Below are 17,653 nucleotides of genomic sequence, written 5' to 3'. Positions count from 1 at the left end.
CTCACTCGCCGTAGGTCTCGCGCAGCTCGATCTTGCGCACCTTGCCCGAGACCGTCATCGGGAAGGAGTCGAGGATCTGCACCCTGCTCGGGATCTTGTAGTGCGCGAGCTGTTCGTCGCAGTAGGCCCGCAGCTCCTCCAGAGTGGGCGGATCGGCCGGGTCGCGCGGGATGACACAGGCGAGGACCTCCTCCCCGTACCGCTCGTGGGGGACACCGACCACCTGGACGTCGGCGATCTTCGGATGCGCGTACAGGAACTCCTCGATCTCACGCGGGTAGATGTTCTCCCCACCACGAATGATCATGTCCTTGATGCGGCCGACGATCTCGACGTAGCCGTCCTCGCGCATCATCGCGAGGTCACCGGTGTGCATCCAGCGGCCGGAGTCGACGGCCTCCGCGGTCTTCTCGGGCTCGTTCCAGTAGCCGAGCATCACGCTGTAGCCGCGGGTGCACAGTTCGCCCGCCGAGCCGCGCGGCAGGGTCACACCGGTCACCGGGTCGACGATCTTGACTTCGATGTGCGGCAGGACCCGGCCGACCGTTCCGGTGCGGTGCTCCAGGTCGTCGTCCATCCGCGTCTGCAGGGACACCGGCGAGGTCTCCGTCATGCCGTAGCAGATGGACACCTCCTCCATGTGCATCTCGGCGACCACCCGCTTCATCACCTCGACCGGGCACGGGGAGCCCGCCATGATGCCGGTGCGCAGGGACGACAGGTCGTACGACGTGAAGTCGGGCAGGTTCAGCTCCGCGATGAACATCGTCGGCACCCCGTACAGAGACGTGCAGCGCTCCTGCTGCACCGCCCGCAGCGTGGCCGCCGGCTCGAAGGACGGCGCCGGGATGACGATGCACGCGCCGTGCGAGGTGGCGCCGAGGTTGCCCATCACCATGCCGAAGCAGTGGTAGAAGGGCACGGGAAGACACACCCGGTCCTGCTCGGTGTAGCCGACCGTACGGCCCACCCAGTAGCCGTTGTTCAGGATGTTGTGGTGCGAGAGCGTGGCGCCCTTGGGGAACCCGGTGGTGCCCGAGGTGTACTGGATGTTGACCGGCTCGTCGCAGCTCAACCCGTCCGCCGCGGACACGAGTCGTTCGCGCGGCACCGAAGCCGCGCCGGCGGTCAGCACCTCCCAGGACGGGTCGTCGATGTAGACCGTCTCGCGCAACTCGGGGCAGCGGCCGCGGACCTGGTCCACCAGGACGCGGTAGTCGCTGGTGCGGTGGGCCAGGGAGGCGACCAGCAGCGAGACCCCGGACTGCCTGAGCACATACTCCAGCTCGTGGGCCCGGTAGGCGGGGTTGATGTTCACCATGATCGCGCCTATGCGCGCGGTGGCGTACTGGACCAGCACCCACTCGGGGCAGTTGACCGCCCATATGCCGACCCGGTCCCCCTTGCCGACACCCTTGGCGAGCAGCCCGAGGGCCACCTCGTCGACGGCGGCGCCGAACTCCGCGTAAGTCCAGCGACGTCCGGACGGCACGTCCACAAGGGCCTCGCGGTCGGGGTGGGCGGCGATCGCACGGTCGAGGTTGGCGCCGATGGTGTTGCCGAGCAGCGGCGTGGTGCTGGTCCCGTGCGTGTACGACAGCTCCGTCACCGGAAGTCCTCCTCGCGGTACTCGTGTGCCGAGCCCGCCGCGGTGGCCTCGCGCAGCTCGATCCGGCGGATCTTGCCGGAGACGGTCTTGGGCAGTTCTCCGAACTCCAGACGCCGGATGCGCTTGTAGGGGGCGAGGACCTCACGCGAGTGCTCGAAGAGGACCTTCGCGGCGTCCGGGCCCGCCTCCCAGCCGGCGGCGAGCACGACGTAGGCCTTGGGAACGGCGAGCCGCAGCTCGTCCGGCGCGGGCACCACGGCCGCCTCGGCCACCGCCTCGTGCTCGAGCAGCGCGCTCTCCAGCTCGAAGGGGGAGATCTTGTAGTCGGAGGCCTTGAAGACATCGTCCGCGCGCCCGATATAGGTGATGTACCCTTCTTCGTCCCGCGAGCCGATGTCCCCCGTCCGGTAGAAGCCGCCCGCCATGGCCTCCGCCGTGCGGTCGGGGTCGCCGTGGTAGCCGGTCATCACACCGACGGGATCGGCGGACAGGTCGATCGCGATCTCGCCCTCCTGCGCGCCCGGCACCCCGGTCACCGGGTCCAGCAGTTCCACGCGGAATCCCGGGCTGGGACGGCCCATGGAGCCGGTCTTCAGCGCCTGGCCGGGGCTGTTGGACACCTGCACGGCCGTCTCCGTCTGGCCGAAGCCGTCCCGGATGGTCACGTCCCAGGCGCGCCGCACCTGCTCGATGACCTCGGGGTTGAGCGGCTCTCCTGCGGCGACCGCCTCGCGCGGCGGGGTGCGCAGCTGGGTGAGGTCGGCCTGGATGAGCATGCGCCACACGGTCGGCGGGGCACAGAAGGTCGTCACGCCCGCGCGGTCCATCTCGGCCATCAGCCGGGGGGCGTCGAAGCGGGTGTAGTTGTGCAGGAAGACCGTCGCCTCCGCGTTCCACGGCGCGAAGAGATTGGACCAGGCGTGCTTGGCCCAGCCCGGCGAGGAGATGTTGAGGTGCACGTCCCCGGGCTTGAGGCCGATCCAGTACATCGTGGCCAGGTGGCCGATCGGGTACGAGACATGGGTGTGCTCGACCAGCTTGGGGCGGGCGGTGGTGCCCGAGGTGAAGTAGAGCATCAGCGGGTCGTCGGCATGGGTGGGGCCGTCCGGCTCGAACCGGGCGTCGGCCGCGTATGCCTCCTCGTACGCCCGCCAGCCCTCGGGCGCGCCCCCCACCGCGATCCGGCCGTAGTCGCCCGGCACCTCGTCGAACTTCGCGGTGTCCTCGGCGCGTACGAGCACATGCCGGACCCGGCCGCGCTCGACGCGGTCGCGCAGGTCCGCCGGTCCGAGCAGCGGGGTGGCCGGGATGACCACCGCGCGCAGCTTCATCGCGGCCAGCGCGGTCTCCCACAGCTCGGCCTGGTTGCCGAGCATGACGAGGACGCGGTCCTCGGCCCGCACTCCCCACGCGCGCAGCCGGTTCGCCACCCGGTCGGAGCGCTCGGACATCTCGGCGAAGGTGAGCCGGGTGCTGGTGCCGTCCTCCTCCACGATGTGCAGGGCCGTGCGGTCGTTGCCGTCCGCGATGACGTCGAACCAGTCGAGCGCCCAGTTGAAGTTCGCCGGACGCGGCCAGCGGAAGCCCTCATAGGCCGTGGCGTAGTCATCCCGGTGAGCGAGCAGAAAGTCCCGCGCGGTCCGGAACGCTTCCGTCGCGTCGGTGTTCGCCGTCATGTGTCCTCCTCATTGCCGGACAGCCACCTAGCATCGTGTAATCCGTGATGGAGGTCCCACCACCCCCGAACGGGGGTGCGCCGCGATGAAGGGTTGAGCACGTGGCAGCTGACGCAGCCGAGGCGGTGGAGGTACGGGGCGCGCTGGTGCGGCTGCGGCGCGCCACGGGGCTGCCGGTCGCCTTCGGGGGCCTGGTGGAGTCCGGGCGGCCGCAGATACGGATCAGCGAACTCAGCGGCACCGCCACCACGGCGCTCAGCTCGCTCGCCGTGGTCTCCGGCAACGGCCTGGGCGGCAAGGTGGTCGCCCTGTCCCGGCCGTGCGCGGTGACCGACTACTCGGCCTCCCGGCAGATCACTCACGAGTACGACGTGGCGGTGGCGACGGAAGGCCTCAAGTCCGTGCTGGCGATCCCGGTCGTCGTACGGCGCCGGGTGCGCGGTGTGCTGTACGGCGCCCTGCGGACCGCGCAGCCGCTGGGCGACCGCACACTGAACGCGGCCGTGGAGGCGGCACGGGACGTGGAGCAGGCTCTGGTCGCACGGGACGAGGCACAGGCCGTGCTGGCGGCCGTACGGGAGCCGTCGGCGCCGGCGGGCGCGGCCTGGGAGCAGGTCCGTGAGGCCCACGGCGTGCTGCGGACGCTGGCCGGGCGCATCGAGGACCCGGCGCTGCGGGCCGAGATCCTCGAGGTCTGCGGGCGCCTGGCGGGCGCGGCGTCACCCGGCTCCGGGGCGCGGACCGCGGGTCTGTCCCCGCGGGAGGTGGACGTCCTGTCGTGCCTGGCGGTCGGGTCGACCAATGCGATGGCCGCGGAACGGCTGGGGCTGCGCCCGGAGACCGTGAAGGGCTATCTGCGGTCCGCGATGCGGAAGCTGGGTGCGCACACCAGGTGGGAGGCGGTGGTGGCGGCGCGCCGGGCCGGAGTCCTGCCGTAGGCCCCGGGCCGGCTTGCGGCAGCTCCTCCCCCGTGACTCCCGGTGGACCGGCACCCACCCGCGCTTCGTGCCCTCGCCCGGATTGTCGGCTCTCCATTCGTTCAAGACCGAACTGAATTCCCTTGTACTGGCCCGCTGTTATTTCCCTCACCACATCGTCCGTCCGAATTTCAAAGACCCACTGCCTAATATTGGCCAGGACACGACACACGGAGGGAGCGGTGACCGTGCGACGGGACTTCAAGGAGCCTGCCCGACCCCGCCCCGACCTGGTCATCGGCCGGGAGGAGCTGTTCGCCGGAGCGCGCGAGCAGCTCGCCGCCGGGGGCAGTGTGCTGGTGCACGGCCCGGCCGGAATAGGAAAGTCGACGGTGCTGCGCGCGCTGGCCGCCGAATACGGTGAAACCGTGCGCACCGTCCTGCGCTGCTCGGCGACCCAGTCCGAATCCCATCTCCCCTTCCTGGCCCTCGCCGACCTGCTCGGTCTCGTGGTGGACGAGGTCGCCTCTCAGCTCCCCGCCCCTCAGCGCACCGCCCTGGAATCCGCACTCACCGGCCGCGGCGAGTCCACGCTGCAACGGGACGGACTCGCGCTGCGGCTCGCGGTCCTGTCCACTCTGCGCGCGCTCGCCGCCCGCGGCCCCGTACTGATCGTCGCCGACGACCTGCAGTGGCTGGATCCGGCAAGCACCGAGCTGCTGGGCTTCGCCGCCCGGCGCCTGGGCGGCACGCCGGTGCAACTGCTGTGCGCGGTGCGCACGCACAACGAACCGCAGGCCCAGGAGCACGACCGCTACCTGGGCACGTCCCCGCCGGACACGCTCGCGGTCCGGGTCAACCCGCTCTCCCGCACCCACGTCGCCGAACTGCTCGACCATCGCGGCTACACCGGCCTGCCCCGCTCCACCGTCAGGGACATCCACCGCACCAGCGGCGGCAATCCGCTGTTCGCGCTGGAGCTCGGTCGTGCCCTCGCCGAGAGCTCGAGGCCCCCGAGACCCGGTGAGCCGCTGCCGGTGCCGACCTCGCTGCGTGCCCTGGTCCTGAGCCGGCTGGAGGCGCTGTCCGCGGAGGCGCGCTGCACCCTGCTCGTGGCGAGCGCCGGGGCACGGCCCACCCTCGCCCTGCTGCGCGCGGCCGGCCGACAGAACGCCGAGGCGGAGACCGCGCAGGCCGCCGCGCTCGGGCTGCTGGGGACGGAGCGGGACACGCCGGGAGTACGGTTCGCGCACCCGCTGATATCGGCGGCGCTGTACGCCCAGGCGAGCCCGGAGGAGCGGCGCGGCGCGCACGCCGCGCTGGCCACGGCGGCCGCCGATCCGATCGAGCGGGCCCGGCATCTCGCGCTGGCCACCACCGGCACCGACCCCCATGTGGCCGAACGCCTCGGCGAGGCCGCGGCCGCCGCCCGGGACCGGGGCGCCCCCTCGGTGGCGGCGGGGCTCGGACTGCTCGCGGCCCGGCACACTCCCGGCGACGCCGTCCCGGGCCCGGACACACGGCGGTTGCAGGCCGCCGAGGACGCGCTGACCGCGGGAGAGACGGACTTCGCCCGGGACATCGCCCACGAGGTGCTGGCCCAAGCGACCGAACCGGCGGACCGGGTACGGGCCTGGATGGTCGTGATCGACGCCGCCGGACACGCGATGGCCGAGGTCGACTCGGTCTTCCCGCAGGCGCTCGCGGACGCGGGCGACGACCCGCGCCTGCTCACCCTGGTGCACTACCAACTCGCCTGGCGTGCACTCCTCGTGGAGGGCGACTTCGAGCGAGCGCGGGAGGAGGGCGCGCTCGCCGCGGATCTGGCGGCGCGGGCCGGGGATCGGCGCAACGAGCTGCTGGGGCTGGCCTTCCAGGCCCAGGCGGAGACGCTGATGGGGCATCCGGACGCCCCGGCGACGATCAAGCGGGCGCTGAAGGAACCCCAGGACCCCCGGGTGGCGTGCGACCACAACGGCGCGGGCGCCGTACGGTTCCGCTGGCTGGTCATGAGCGACCAGCTGGGCGAGGCCCGCAAGACGGTCAGCGCCCTGCTGCGCGAGGCACGGCGGCGCGGCATGGTCGAGGCCGAGGTCCACTTCCTGCGCGGGCTCGCCGAGACCGAGCTGCGGGCCGGGCACTGCGGGCGGGCCCTCGACCTGGCGCGGGAGAGCCTCCGGCTGGCGCGGGACACCGGGATCGGGGAGGCCGCGAGCGCGATGCTCACCTCGCTCGCGGAGGCCGCCGGCGGCGAGGTGGACCGGGCGCTGACGCTGGCCCGCGAGGCGGTGGGGCGCGCCGAGGAGGACGGCGACGTGATCTATCTGTCGCGGGCGCTGGCCGCGCTGGGGCACGCCCAGTTGGTGGCCGGCGACGCGGCGGGCACGGTGCATTCCCTGCGCCGGGTGAGGGAGTTGGAGGAGGGCCTCGGGGTCACCGACCCGGCCCGGGGGCGCTGGCAGGGCGACCTCGCCGAGGCGCTGGTCCGCATCGGGGAGCCGGCCGAGGCGCAGGACGTCGTCGACGCCACCCGCACCCGGGCGCTGCGGCTCGGCCGGGAGAGCGTACTGGCCGTACTGGACCGGGCCGAGGCTCTGATCCGGGCGGGGCGCGGCGAAGTCGAGGAAGCGGAGCAGCAGTTGACGTCGGCTCAGGACCGGCTGGCGGCTCTGGGCTACTGCCTCGAGGGGGCGCGGGCGGCCTATGCGCTCGCGCGCCTGCGCACCCAGCGGCCTGGTCCGGCGTCGTACGACGAGGCGGCCCGGCTCTTCCGCCGCTGCCGCGCCATGCCGTGGCTGCGCCAGGTGGAGACCGCCTCCGTCACCGGCCCCGCCCAGCCGCCCCTGGCCGCGGCGGCCCTCGACACCCTCGCCGCGACGGAGCGTCAGGTGGCCGCGCTGGTCATGGAGGGTGCGACGAACCGCGAGATCGCGGCGCGCCTGTTCATCAGCGTGAAGACGGTGGAGGCGACGCTGACGCGCGTCTACCGCAAGCTGGGCATCCGGTCCCGGGTGGACATCGTGCGGCTGGCGGCGGGGCAGCGTCCCGGCTGAACAACCCTTGCTGGAAGCCAAGTTGACGGTTATACGCGCTCAGACCGAGGGTTAACCCTGCCCAACTGCCCTTAGGGGGTTCCCTCATTGGGGCAGGACCCCTCCGGCTCCTAGCGTAAGGGCGTGCCGCTCGCCCGGGCACACGGGCGTCCCTCCCGCCACTCGGCTTCCGTCGGGTGTGACGGGGTCCCGACCTCCGTGCACCACCCCCACCCGCGCGAACCCCCCACCGGCATTCCGCTGAGGAGATCCATGTTCGGCCTCAACCGCGCCAGGAGAACGGTCGCCTCCGCCGACCAGCTGCGCACCGCCACGGTGCCGATCGTGTCCGACTCCAGCTGCCGCGGCTCGTACGGCTCCGACTTCGTCGCGAGCGACATGGTGTGCGCCGGATACTCGTCCGGCGGCATGGACACCTGCCAGGGCGACAGCGGCGGTCCCCTGCCCATCGGGGGCGTCCTGGCAGGCACCACTTCCTGGGGCAACGGCTGCGCGGAGGCCGGTCACCCGGGTGTCCACACCCGGCTGACCACCTTCTCGAACCTGGTCACGGCGCAGGTCACCTCGTAGCCGGCCCCGAAGGCTCCTGAGTACCACTCAGGTAGATACCAGGGGGCGTTGCGGGCCTCCACGAGCGGCCCGCAACGCCCCCTTTCCACTGTCCGCACCGGGGCCGGCGCCGGTGCAGCCCGTTGGAGGCTGCCGCCCTGTTCGCGGACAGTCACGGTCCGCAACTCTCACCGGATCCTGGTCGCACTCCCCGCTCCCGCGCTGTTTGCCCCGTATATCCTGCAACGTGATCACGCAGACGCACGTTCGACACGGGAGGCAGCCGCGATGTCCGAGCGTCGTGCCCGTCCGACCCCGAGGGGCGGCAGGAAGTCCGTCTGGCGCCGCGGTCTCACCCAGCCACCGGCACCGCCCGCCGTCCCGGCCGCGCCCGGTTCGGACCAGCCGCCGACCGAACCGGCCGAGGCGGGCAGCATCGTCCAGGCGGCCCTGTACCGGGACGGCGTCCGCGTCTCGTCGCCGGCTTCCCTGGCGGACACCTTCCGCGAACTGCGCGACGAACCGCACGGCATGGCATGGATCGGTCTCGCCCGTCCGACCGAGTCGGAACTCCTCTCCCTGGCCGACGAGTTCGACCTGCACCCGCTCGCGGTGGAGGACGCGATGGAGGCGCATCAGCGGCCCAAGCTGGAGCGGTACGGCGACACGCTGTTCGTGGTGCTGCGCGCCGCCCGCTATCTGGACGCTCCCGAGGAGGTCGACTTCGGCGAACTGCACGTGTTCGTCGGCCCGGACTTCGTCATCACGGTCCGGCACGGAGCGGCACCGGACCTGTCGGCGGTCCGCCGCCGTATGGAGGAGACGCCCGAGCTGCTGAAACTGGGCCCGGAGGCGGTGCTGTACGCGATCCTGGACGCGGTCGTGGACGGGTACGCCCCGGTGGTGGCCGGGGTGCAGATCGACGTCGACGAGATCGAGACCGAGGTCTTCCGCGGCGACCCGGAGGTCTCCCGCCGCATCTACGAACTCTCCCGCGAAATGGTGGAGTTCCAGCGCGCCACCCGCCCCCTGGTGGGCATGCTGCACGGCCTGATGGCCGGTTTCGCGAAGTACGGCACGGACGAGGAACTCCAGCGGTATCTGCGCGACGTCGCCGACCACGTCACCCACATCAGCGAACGCGTCGACGGCTTCCGCCAGGCCCTGACGGACATCCTGACGGTGAACGCCACACTCGTCACCCAGGAGCAGAACGCGGAGATGCGGGCGCTGGCCGAGGCGGGCTTCGAGCAGAACGAGGAGATCAAGAAGATCTCCAGCTGGGCGGCGATCCTGTTCGCCCCGACGCTCGTCGGAACCATCTACGGCATGAACTTCTCGCGCATGCCCGAGCTGCACTGGGCCCTCGGATACCCCTTCGCCCTCGTCCTGATGGCAGTCGTGTGCACCAGTCTGTACCTCATCTTCAAGCGGAAGGACTGGCTCTAGCGTCGGGCGGTCACTGCTCGCGCCTCCACACCCAGGGGGCGCTATACATTGCGTGTATACACGATATGTATAGTCAACGCATGATCTCCACTTGGAAGACGAACAAACGAGCGGCCGGGTTGCCGGCCGTGCCGGCCCTGCTCGCGGCCGGCGTCTTCGCGCTCTCGGGTTGCACCACCCTGCACACCACCGCACCAGCGACAGCCCGTGCCCAGGCGGCGCCGGGCGCGCCGGCCCGGTTCGGGACCGTGGACTGCCGCGAGGCCAAGTGCATCGCGCTGACGTTCGACGCCGGGCCGAGCGAGAACTCGGCGCGCCTGCTCGACATCCTCAAGGAGAAGGAGGTCCCCGCGACCTTCTTCCTGCTCGGCAAGCGGCACATCGAGAAGTACCCGGACCTGGTCCGGCGGATGGCCGCCGAGGGACACGAAGTCGCCAGCCACACCTGGGACCACCAGATCCTGACCCGGATCCCACCGCAGCGGATACGTGAGGAACTGGAGAGACCGAACGAGGCGATAGAGAGTCTCACCGGGCACCGGCCCTCCCTGATGCGACCGCCGCAGGGGCGCACCGACGACACCGTGCACCGGATCAGCCGGGAGCTGGGGCTCGCCGAGGTGCTGTGGAGTGTGACGGCCAAGGACTACACGACCGATGACTCCGCACTGATCCGGAAGAGGGTGCTGGAGCAGGCGTCCCGGGACGGGATCATCCTGCTCCACGACATCTACCCGGGCACCGTGCCCGCGGTGCCCGGGATCATCGACGCGCTCAAGGAACGGGGGTACGTGTTCGTGACCGTGCCCCAGCTCCTCGCACCGGGGAAGGCGGAACCGGGCACGGTCTACCGGCCCTGAGCAGGGCACGGTCCACCGGCCCCGGCCCGGCTTCGCTCAGAACACCACCGTCCACCCCTCACGTGCCGCCTGTGCCGCGGTGTACGAGACGCCGTGCACCTTGAGGCCCTCGGCATCGAGCAGAGTGATCTCACCGCCGTGGTTGCCCAGTTGGGCACCGCCCGTGAGGGCGACGGTCAGACAGGCGCCGGCCGCCAGGGCGCCCGGCGGCAACGGGCAGGCGTGGCCGAGGCGGTCCACGAGGCGCCAGCCCCCGAGGTCGACGGGGCCCGGCGAGACGTTGATGAGGGTGACGTTCTCCGGCTCGGGGTCGGGCCCCACCGGGTTGACCAGGGCCGCGACGATCCGCACGGAGCCGCCGCCGGCTTCGGGGACCGTCCCGCCCGCCGGCACGAGGACATGCCCGGTGACATCGTCCGTGTGCCACTGCTGGCTCTGGAAGGCGAGGAAGACGCCGACCCAGCGGGACTGCGCGGGAAAGTGGATCAGCAGACCGCCGTCCTGCCAGACGCCGTCGTCCCGGGCGAATCGCGAACTGTTGCCCTGGTTCATATGGACGTCGTGAACGCCGTTGCCGGGCAGGAAGCCGAAGACCTTGTCGGGGACGTTCGTCTCGGGACCCCAGCGCTCACCGAAGACGTAGAGCCGGGCGGAGGCGTCGTCGACCGCGCGGCGCACATAGTGGTCGAGCAGGTCCGCGAGGTCGTTGTCGGGGCCCGACACCTCGGGCGGAAGCGCACGCATCAGCGCGTGGTCGAAGAGGTTGCCGCGGATGAAGTCGAGGTTGGGCCCGCCGGGGTCCGGCGGCAGGGTGTTCCAGCCGTCCGCGAGCCCCTCGAGACGGGCGGTGACCGGATGCCGGAAGTCCTCGCTGACGAGGTAGAGCAGATCGGAGGGCTTCTCCTGGGACTTCACGTTGACGGACGCGCGGTAGTGCGTGCCTTGATCGTCCGTCAGATGGATCTGGTAATGCGGTGTGTCGGCCGCTCCCTCGCGGCGGGTGCCGACGGCACGTCCGATCAGTACGCCATAGGCCTTCAACGGCATGGTGACCAACTCCCCCTGGGGGCAGGCGCGTCGCCCGCCCGTGCTGGGCATGCTAGTGAGACTGCGCCCTTTGTCACCCCTCCTACCGGGAATTCACACTCCGTCCGTCTGTGCGTGGCTGGTCAGGGTCTCACTGTGCGTGGCTGATCGGGGAAGGACGGCTCCGCTGCCTACGATCCCCCGGTGGCCCTCTTCCTTCTCGAACGCCTCACCCCCCTCCCCGTCGAGCAGGCCTGGCTCCGCCTCACGGACTGGCCGCGTCACGGGGACGTCGTACCGCTGACCCGTGTCACGGTGCCCACTCCACCGCCGACGGGTGTGGGCACCGTGTTCGTGGCCCGGACCGGCATCGGCCCGCTCGCCTTCGAGGACCCGATGGAGGTCACCGTGTGGCGACCGCCGGCGCTGTGCCGGCTGGAGAAACGGGGCGGCCTCGTGACCGGCTGGGCGGAGATCGAGGTGCATCCGCACGGCGAAGGGCACTCGCGTGTGGTGTGGCGGGAGGACCTGGCGGTGCGCCTGCTGCCGGCACTCTTCGACCGCCAGGTCGGCTGGGCGGCCCGGTGGATGTTCGGGCGCGCGGTGGACGGGTTGCTGAAGCGGGGCCCGGCTGTCGATGGCGGCGTCTAGAGTCCTCGTCCATGACCGAGACCACGCACCTTCAGACGACCAGGGCCTCGTACGACACGGTGGCCGTGGACTACGACCGGTTGCTCAGGGACCAGCTCGCGAACATGCCCTTCGACCGGGCCATGCTGGGCGTGTTCGCGGAGCGCGTGCTGGAAGGCGGAGGCGGGCTCGTCGGGGATCTCGGTTGCGGGCCCGGACGGGTGACGACCCATCTGGACAAACTCGGCCTCGATGTGTTCGGTGTCGATCTGTCGCCGAGGATGGTGGCCGTGGCCCGGCGGGCGTACCCCGCGCTGCGCTTCGACGTCGGTTCGATGACCGGCCTCGACCTCGAGGACGGGTCGCTGGCCGGAGCCGTCGCCTGGTACTCGACCGTGCACACCCCGCCCGGTGAACTCCCCGTGATCTTCGCGGAGTTCCAGCGCGTCCTCGCTCCCGGCGGACACCTCCTCATGGCCTTCAAGGTCGGCGACGGATGCGTGCACCTCGACCACGCCTACGGCCATGATCTGTCCCTGGACGTCTACCGCTTCCCGCCGGAGCAGATCTCCGAACTGCTCGGGAGTGCGGGCTTCGTCGAGGTCGCCCGGCTGGTGAGGGCCGCCGACGAGAAGCACGAGAAGACTGCGCAGGCGTATCTGCTGGCGCGCAGGGCCCAGTAGCCCCGGTCAGGCCACCGACCCGATCCGCCGCTCCGTGACCGGTGCCGCGTCGTGGTGGATCGGCGTGTGCGCCCCCGCCAGCGAAACGCCGGTTCCGCCGCGCCGGCTCGCGACGATCTCCGCCGCGATGGACAGGGCGGTCTCCTCCGGCGTCCGGGCGCCGAGGTCGAGGCCGATCGGGGACCTCAGGCGCGCCAGTTCCACGTCGGTGACACCGGCCTCGCGCAGGCGCTCGTTGCGGTCCAGATGGGTGCGGCGCGATCCCATGGCGCCGACGTACGCGACCGGGAGCCCGAGCGCCAGCTTCAGCAGCGGTATGTCGAACTTGGCGTCGTGGGTCAGGACGCACAGCACCGTGCGGCCGTCGACATCCGTGCGCTCCAGGTACCGGTGCGGCCACTCGACGACGATCTCGTCGGCCTCGGGGAAGCGAGCGGGTGTGGCGAACACCGGGCGCGCGTCGCACACCGTGACATGGAAGCCGAGGAACTTTCCGACCCGGACCAGCGCGGAGGCGAAGTCGATCGCACCGAACACGATCATCCGCGGTGCCGGGACGGACGACTCGACCAGGGCCGTGAGCGGTGCCCCGCAGCGCGAGCCCTGCTCTCCGATCTCCACGGTGCCGGTGCGGCCCGCGTCCAGCAGGGCGCCCGCCTCGGCCGCCACCGTACGGTCGAGTTCGGGATCGGCACCGAAGCCGCCCTCGTAGGTGCCGTCGGGACGTACGAGGAGGGCCCTGCCGAGCAGTTCGGCCGGTCCGGTCACGATCCGGGCCAGGGCCGCGGCCGAGCCGGAGGCCGCGGCGGCGAGCGCTGACGCCAGCACCGGGCGGGCGCCGTCGGCCTCCCGGCTGGGAGCGACGAGGATGTCGATGACGCCACCACAGGTCAGACCGACGGCGAAGGCGTCCTCGTCGCTGTACCCGAAGCGCTCCAGCACGGTCTCCCCGTCCTCGAGCGCCTGCCGGCACAGGTCGTAGACCGCGCCCTCCACACAGCCGCCGGAGACCGAGCCGATGGCCGTGCCATCGGCGTCCACCGCGAGGGCGGCGCCCACGTGGCGGGGCGCGCTGCCGCCGACGGCCACCACCGTGGCGACGGCGAAGTCACGTCCCTGCTCGACCCACCGGTGCAGCTCGTCGGCGATGTCCAGCATCTCTCGGTCTCCTTAACGGCGTCGGCGTGCGGAGGGCTCGGGGGTCTAGTGGACGCCCAGCCAGCTCTCGATCGGGTCGAGGGCGAAGTAGATCAGGAAGACGGCCGCCAGACCCCACATGAAGACGCCGATCTCCCGCGCCTTGCCCTGGGCCGACTTGACGGTGACGTACGATACGACGCCCGCCGCGACCCCCGTGGTGATCGTGTAGGTGAACGGCATCAGGACCACGGTCAGGAAGACCGGAATCGCGGTGGCGCGGTCGGACCAGTCCACATGGCGGGCGTTCATCAGCATCATCGCGCCGATGACCACCAGGGCGGCCGAGGCGACCTCCTGGGGCACGATCGCGGTGAGCGGGGTGAAGAACAGGCAGGCCGCGAAGAACAGTCCGGTGACGACGGAGGCGAGTCCCGTGCGGGCGCCCTCGCCGACACCGGTGGCGGACTCGATGAAGACGGTCTGACCGGAGCCGCCCGCCACACCGCCGATCGCGCCGCCCGCGCCGTCGATGAACAGCGCCTTGGACAGGCCCGGCATCCGGCCCTTGTCGTCGGCGAGTCCCGCTTCGGTGCCGACGCCGATGATGGTGGCCATCGCGTCGAAGAACCCGGCGAGCACTAGCGTGAAGACGATCACGCCGACGGTCATCGCGCCGACCTTGCCCCAGCCGCCGAACGCGACATGCCCGAAGAGCGAGAAGTCGGGCATCGACACGGCGCTGCCGTGCAGTTCGGGGGCGCCGCTCGCCCAGGCGCCCGCCTTCACGACGCCCGCGGTGTTCAGGACGGCGGCGACGACGGTGCCGCTGACGATGCCGATCAGAATGGCGCCGGGGACGTTGCGGACCTGCAGCATGAAAATCAGCAGCAGGGTGCCGGCGAAGAGCAGGACAGGCCATCCGGTGAGCTCGCCCGCGGGGCCGAGGGTGACCGGGGTCGCCTTGCCCTGGTGCACGAAGCCGGACTTGTAGAAGCCGATGAGGGCGATGAACAGGCCGATGCCCATGGTGATCCCGTGCTTGAGCGCCGCCGGGATCGCGTTCATGATCATCTCGCGTAGGCCGGTGACGACCAGGAGCATGATGACCGCGCCGTAGATCACGCACATGCCCATCGCCTGCGGCCAGGTCATCTGCGGGGCGACCTGCGAGGAGATGACACCGGAGACGGAGAGGCCTGCGGCGAGCGCGAGCGGCACCTTGCCGACGAAACCCATCAGCAGCGTCGTGACGGCCGCGGCGAACGCGGTCGCGGTGATCACCGCCTGCGGGCCGAGCGTGTCCCCGGCCACGTCCTTGCCGGACAGGATCAGGGGGTTGAGCAACAGGATGTACGCCATCGCCATGAAGGTGGTGACGCCGCCGCGCACTTCACGCGCGAGCGTGGATCCCCGCCGGGATATGTGGAAGTACCGGTCGAGCCAGGACCGGCCGGCCGGGACGCGGGTTCCCGCGCCCGCGTCCTCGGCGGTGGTCCTGGGCTCCACTGACTGCTGGGTCATGGTGCCATCTCCCAAGGTTCATAGGGACTCCCGTGCAACCGCCCTGACGGGCACGGAATTTGGGATGTGCACGACCCGGGGGACGGCCCGAGACGAACATCGGGGGGCCTGGGGGACGCGGTCCCCCAGGTGCATTTCACCTGCGCAGCACCGCAGGGGTCACCTGCCCGTGAGGTGCTCGGGCCGTACAGGCGTCCTGTTCAGCTCCAGGCCCGTCGCGTCGCGGATCGCCGCGAGCACGGCCGGAGTCGAGGACAGGGTGGGTGCCTCGCCGACACCGCGCAGGCCGTACGGGGCGTGCTCGTCGGCGAGTTCGAGCACGTCGACCGGCATGGTCGGCGTGTCGAGGATGGTGGGGATCAGATAGTCCGTGAAGGAGGGGTTCTTGACCTTCGCGGTCTTGGGGTCGACGACGATCTCCTCCATGACCGCGATGCCCAGGCCCTGGGTCGTACCGCCCTGGATCTGGCCGAGGACGGACAGCGGGTTGAGCGCCTTGCCGACGTCCTGGGCACAGGCCAGTTCGATGACCTTGACCAGGCCCAGCTCGGTGTCGACCTCGACCACGGCGCGGTGTGCGGCGAAGGAGTACTGGACGTGGCCGTTGCCCTGGCCGGTGCGCAGGTCGAAGGGCTCGGTCGGCCGGTGCCGCCACTCGCGTTCGAGTTCGACCACCTCGTCGTCGAGGACGTCCACCAGATCGGCGAGCACCTCGCCGGCGTCGGTGACCACCTTGCCGCCCTCCAGCAGCAGTTCGGCCGTGGCCCAGGCGGGGTGGTACGAGCCGAACTTGCGGCGGCCCAGCTCCAGAACCCGCTCGCGTACGAGCTCGCACGCGTTCTTCACGGCGCCGCCGGTGACGTACGTCTGACGCGAGGCGGACGTCGAACCCGCCGATCCGACCTGAGTGTCCGCCGGCTGGATCGTCACGCGGCTGATGCCGAGCTCGGTCCGGGCGATCTGGGCGTGGACGGTGACTCCGCCCTGGCCGACCTCCGCCATGGCCGTGTGCACGGTCGCCACGGGCTCGCCCGCGACGACCTCCAGACGCACCTTGGCGGTGGAGTAGTCGTCGAAGCCCTCGGAGAAGCCCACGTTCTTGATGCCGACCGCGTAGCCGACTCCCCGTACGACGCCTTCGCCGTGGGTGGTGTTGGACAGGCCGCCGGGCAACTGCCGTACGTCCACGCCCTCGGAGCTCTCCCACTGGTGTTCCGGCGGCATCGGCATCGCCTTGACGCGGCGCAGGAGTTCGGCGACCGGAGCCGGGGAGTCCACCGGCTGCCCGGTCGGCATGAGGGTGCCCTGCTCCATGGCGTTGAGCTGCCGGAACTCCACCGGGTCCAGGCCGAGTTCCTTCGCCACCTTGTCCATCTGCGCCTCGTAGGCGAAACACGCCTGCACCGCGCCGAAGCCGCGCATGGCGCCACAGGGCGGGTTGTTGGTGTAGAGGGCGATGGCCTCGATGTCGACGTTGTCCACGACATACGGCCCGATGCCCAGCGAGGAGGCGTTGCCGACGACCGCCGGGGACGCGGAGGCGTAGGCGCCGCCGTCGAGCACGATCCGGCACTTGACGTGGGTGAGCCTCCCCTCACGGGTGGCGCCGTGCTCGTAGTACAGCTTCGCGGGGTGGCGGTGGACGTGGCCGAAGAAGGACTCGAAGCGGTTGTAGACGATCTTGACCGGCTTGCCGGTGCGCAGCGCCAGCAGACAGGCGTGGATCTGCATCGACAGGTCCTCGCGTCCGCCGAACGCGCCGCCGACGCCGGACAGCGTCATCCGCACCTTCTCCGGCGGCAGTCCGAGGACGGGCGCGATCTGGCGCAGGTCGGAGTGGAGCCACTGGGTGGCGATGTACAGATCGACGCCGCCGTCCTCCGCGGGGACCGCCAGCCCGGACTCGGGCCCGAGGAAGGCCTGGTCCTGCATGCCGAAGTGGTACTCGCCCCGGACGACGACGTCGGCCCGCCGCGCGGCCGCGGTCACGTCGCCGCGGACGATCGGCTGCCGGTGGACGATGTTCGGGTGCGGGACGTGGCCGATGTGGTGGTCGGTGCGGTTCTCGTGGACCAGGACCGCGTGCGGGGCGGTCGCGGACGCCTCGTCGGTGATGACCGGGAGTTCGCGGTACTCGACCTTGATCTTGGCGGCGGCGCGGCGCGCGGTCTCCGGGTGGTCGGCGGCCACGATCGCGACCGGTTCACCGTGGTGGCGGACCTTGCCGTGGGCGAGGACCGGGGTGTCCTGGATCTCCAGGCCGTAGTTCCTCACCTCGGTGGGCAGATCGTCGTACGTCATGACGGCGTACACGCCGGGTGTGGCGAGGGCCTCGCTCGTGTCGATCGAGACGATCTCGGCGTGCGCGACCGTGGAGCGCAGGATCTGGCCCCACAGCATGTCCTCGTGCCACATGTCGGAGGAGTACGCGAACTCCCCGGTGACCTTGAGGATGCCGTCGGGACGGAGCGTGGACTCACCGATGCCGCCCTTGGTCCGGGAGCCCTGCGTGATCTTGGTGGGAGCACCGTTGGTCATGC

The 17,653-nt window shown here is 71.1% G+C and carries 13 protein-coding genes; 7 read left to right on the top strand and 6 right to left on the bottom strand.

What is annotated here, in order from left to right:
• Position 1: 1 nt before the first annotated feature.
• Together ACWDA7_RS02135 and ACWDA7_RS02130 are read right to left on the bottom strand one after the other, a co-directional pair.
• Positions 2–1,609 (bottom strand): AMP-binding protein, encoded by a 1,608-nt coding sequence (locus tag ACWDA7_RS02135; RefSeq protein WP_450602318.1) that lies wholly within the window; start codon positions 1,607–1,609, stop codon positions 2–4.
• The gene (locus tag ACWDA7_RS02130) at positions 1,606–3,285 is read right to left on the bottom strand and encodes an AMP-binding protein (RefSeq protein ID WP_450602317.1); all 1,680 of its coding nucleotides are present in this window, start codon (positions 3,283–3,285) and stop codon (positions 1,606–1,608) included. Before ACWDA7_RS02130 ends, ACWDA7_RS02135 begins: the two co-directional genes overlap by 4 nt.
• Before the next feature lie 101 nt (positions 3,286–3,386).
• Here ACWDA7_RS02130 and ACWDA7_RS02125 point away from each other — a divergent pair, with 101 nt between their 5' ends.
• The 5 genes from ACWDA7_RS02125 (at position 3,387) to ACWDA7_RS02105 (ending at position 10,113) form a co-directional block, all read left to right on the top strand.
• Positions 3,387–4,223 (top strand): response regulator transcription factor, encoded by an 837-nt coding sequence (locus tag ACWDA7_RS02125; RefSeq protein ID WP_450602316.1) that lies wholly within the window; start codon positions 3,387–3,389, stop codon positions 4,221–4,223.
• A gap of 221 nt (positions 4,224–4,444) precedes the next feature.
• Complete coding sequence (locus tag ACWDA7_RS02120) at positions 4,445–7,255, top strand: helix-turn-helix transcriptional regulator (protein WP_450602314.1); 2,811 nt, start codon at positions 4,445–4,447, stop codon at positions 7,253–7,255.
• 123 nt (positions 7,256–7,378) lie between these two features.
• Positions 7,379–7,825: a trypsin-like serine protease gene (locus tag ACWDA7_RS02115; protein ID WP_450602313.1), complete on the top strand. Its 447-nt coding sequence runs from the start codon at positions 7,379–7,381 to the stop codon at positions 7,823–7,825.
• Between the two features lie 267 nt (positions 7,826–8,092).
• Positions 8,093–9,253, top strand: a complete 1,161-nt coding sequence (locus ACWDA7_RS02110) for a magnesium and cobalt transport protein CorA (RefSeq protein ID WP_450602312.1) — start codon at positions 8,093–8,095, stop codon at positions 9,251–9,253.
• 80 nt (positions 9,254–9,333) lie between these two features.
• Positions 9,334–10,113: a polysaccharide deacetylase family protein gene (locus tag ACWDA7_RS02105; protein ID WP_450602311.1), complete on the top strand. Its 780-nt coding sequence runs from the start codon at positions 9,334–9,336 to the stop codon at positions 10,111–10,113.
• A gap of 36 nt (positions 10,114–10,149) precedes the next feature.
• Here ACWDA7_RS02105 and ACWDA7_RS02100 read toward each other — a convergent pair whose 3' ends face one another.
• A complete protein-coding gene (locus ACWDA7_RS02100) occupies positions 10,150–11,160 on the bottom strand; it encodes a DUF2278 family protein (protein ID WP_450602343.1) in 1,011 nt (336 codons plus the stop codon).
• A gap of 183 nt (positions 11,161–11,343) precedes the next feature.
• Here ACWDA7_RS02100 and ACWDA7_RS02095 point away from each other — a divergent pair, with 183 nt between their 5' ends.
• Together ACWDA7_RS02095 and ACWDA7_RS02090 are read left to right on the top strand one after the other, a co-directional pair.
• On the top strand, positions 11,344–11,790 hold the full coding sequence (locus ACWDA7_RS02095; RefSeq protein WP_450602310.1) for an SRPBCC family protein: 447 nt from the start codon (positions 11,344–11,346) through the stop codon (positions 11,788–11,790).
• A gap of 11 nt (positions 11,791–11,801) precedes the next feature.
• Positions 11,802–12,452 (top strand): class I SAM-dependent methyltransferase, encoded by a 651-nt coding sequence (locus ACWDA7_RS02090; protein WP_450602309.1) that lies wholly within the window; start codon positions 11,802–11,804, stop codon positions 12,450–12,452.
• A 6-nt stretch (positions 12,453–12,458) separates the two neighbouring features.
• On the opposite strand, the gene ACWDA7_RS02085 is transcribed toward ACWDA7_RS02090, so the two are convergent.
• From ACWDA7_RS02085 to ACWDA7_RS02075, 3 genes are all read right to left on the bottom strand, one after another.
• Positions 12,459–13,610 (bottom strand): XdhC family protein, encoded by a 1,152-nt coding sequence (locus tag ACWDA7_RS02085; protein WP_450602308.1) that lies wholly within the window; start codon positions 13,608–13,610, stop codon positions 12,459–12,461.
• A gap of 45 nt (positions 13,611–13,655) precedes the next feature.
• The gene (locus ACWDA7_RS02080; protein WP_450602307.1) at positions 13,656–15,113 is read right to left on the bottom strand and encodes an NCS2 family permease; all 1,458 of its coding nucleotides are present in this window, start codon (positions 15,111–15,113) and stop codon (positions 13,656–13,658) included.
• Positions 15,114–15,272: 159 nt separating this feature from the next.
• The gene (locus tag ACWDA7_RS02075) at positions 15,273–17,651 is read right to left on the bottom strand and encodes a xanthine dehydrogenase family protein molybdopterin-binding subunit (protein WP_450602306.1); all 2,379 of its coding nucleotides are present in this window, start codon (positions 17,649–17,651) and stop codon (positions 15,273–15,275) included.
• Positions 17,652–17,653: the final 2 nt, after the last annotated feature.

The sequence above is a fragment of the Streptomyces sp. NPDC001156 genome (assembly GCF_053598275.1).
The sequence above is the reverse complement of the archived record's forward strand: the minus strand, read 5'-3'. Positions and strand labels throughout refer to the sequence as shown.

Bases quoted from the DNA above. Each gene is read 5' to 3' on its own strand.
- ACWDA7_RS02100 (WP_450602343.1), bottom strand. From the start codon at position 11,160: ATGCCGTTGAAGGCCTATGGCGTACTGATCGGACGTGCCGTCGGCACC.
- ACWDA7_RS02130 (WP_450602317.1), bottom strand. From the start codon at position 3,285: ATGACGGCGAACACCGACGCGACGGAAGCGTTCCGGACCGCGCGGGAC.
- ACWDA7_RS02080 (WP_450602307.1), bottom strand. From the start codon at position 15,113: ATGACCCAGCAGTCAGTGGAGCCCAGGACCACCGCCGAGGACGCGGGC.
- ACWDA7_RS02085 (WP_450602308.1), bottom strand. From the start codon at position 13,610: ATGCTGGACATCGCCGACGAGCTGCACCGGTGGGTCGAGCAGGGACGT.
- ACWDA7_RS02110 (WP_450602312.1), top strand. From the start codon at position 8,093: ATGTCCGAGCGTCGTGCCCGTCCGACCCCGAGGGGCGGCAGGAAGTCC.
- ACWDA7_RS02105 (WP_450602311.1), top strand. From the start codon at position 9,334: ATGATCTCCACTTGGAAGACGAACAAACGAGCGGCCGGGTTGCCGGCC.
- ACWDA7_RS02075 (WP_450602306.1), bottom strand. From the start codon at position 17,651: ATGACCAACGGTGCTCCCACCAAGATCACGCAGGGCTCCCGGACCAAG.
- ACWDA7_RS02090 (WP_450602309.1), top strand. From the start codon at position 11,802: ATGACCGAGACCACGCACCTTCAGACGACCAGGGCCTCGTACGACACG.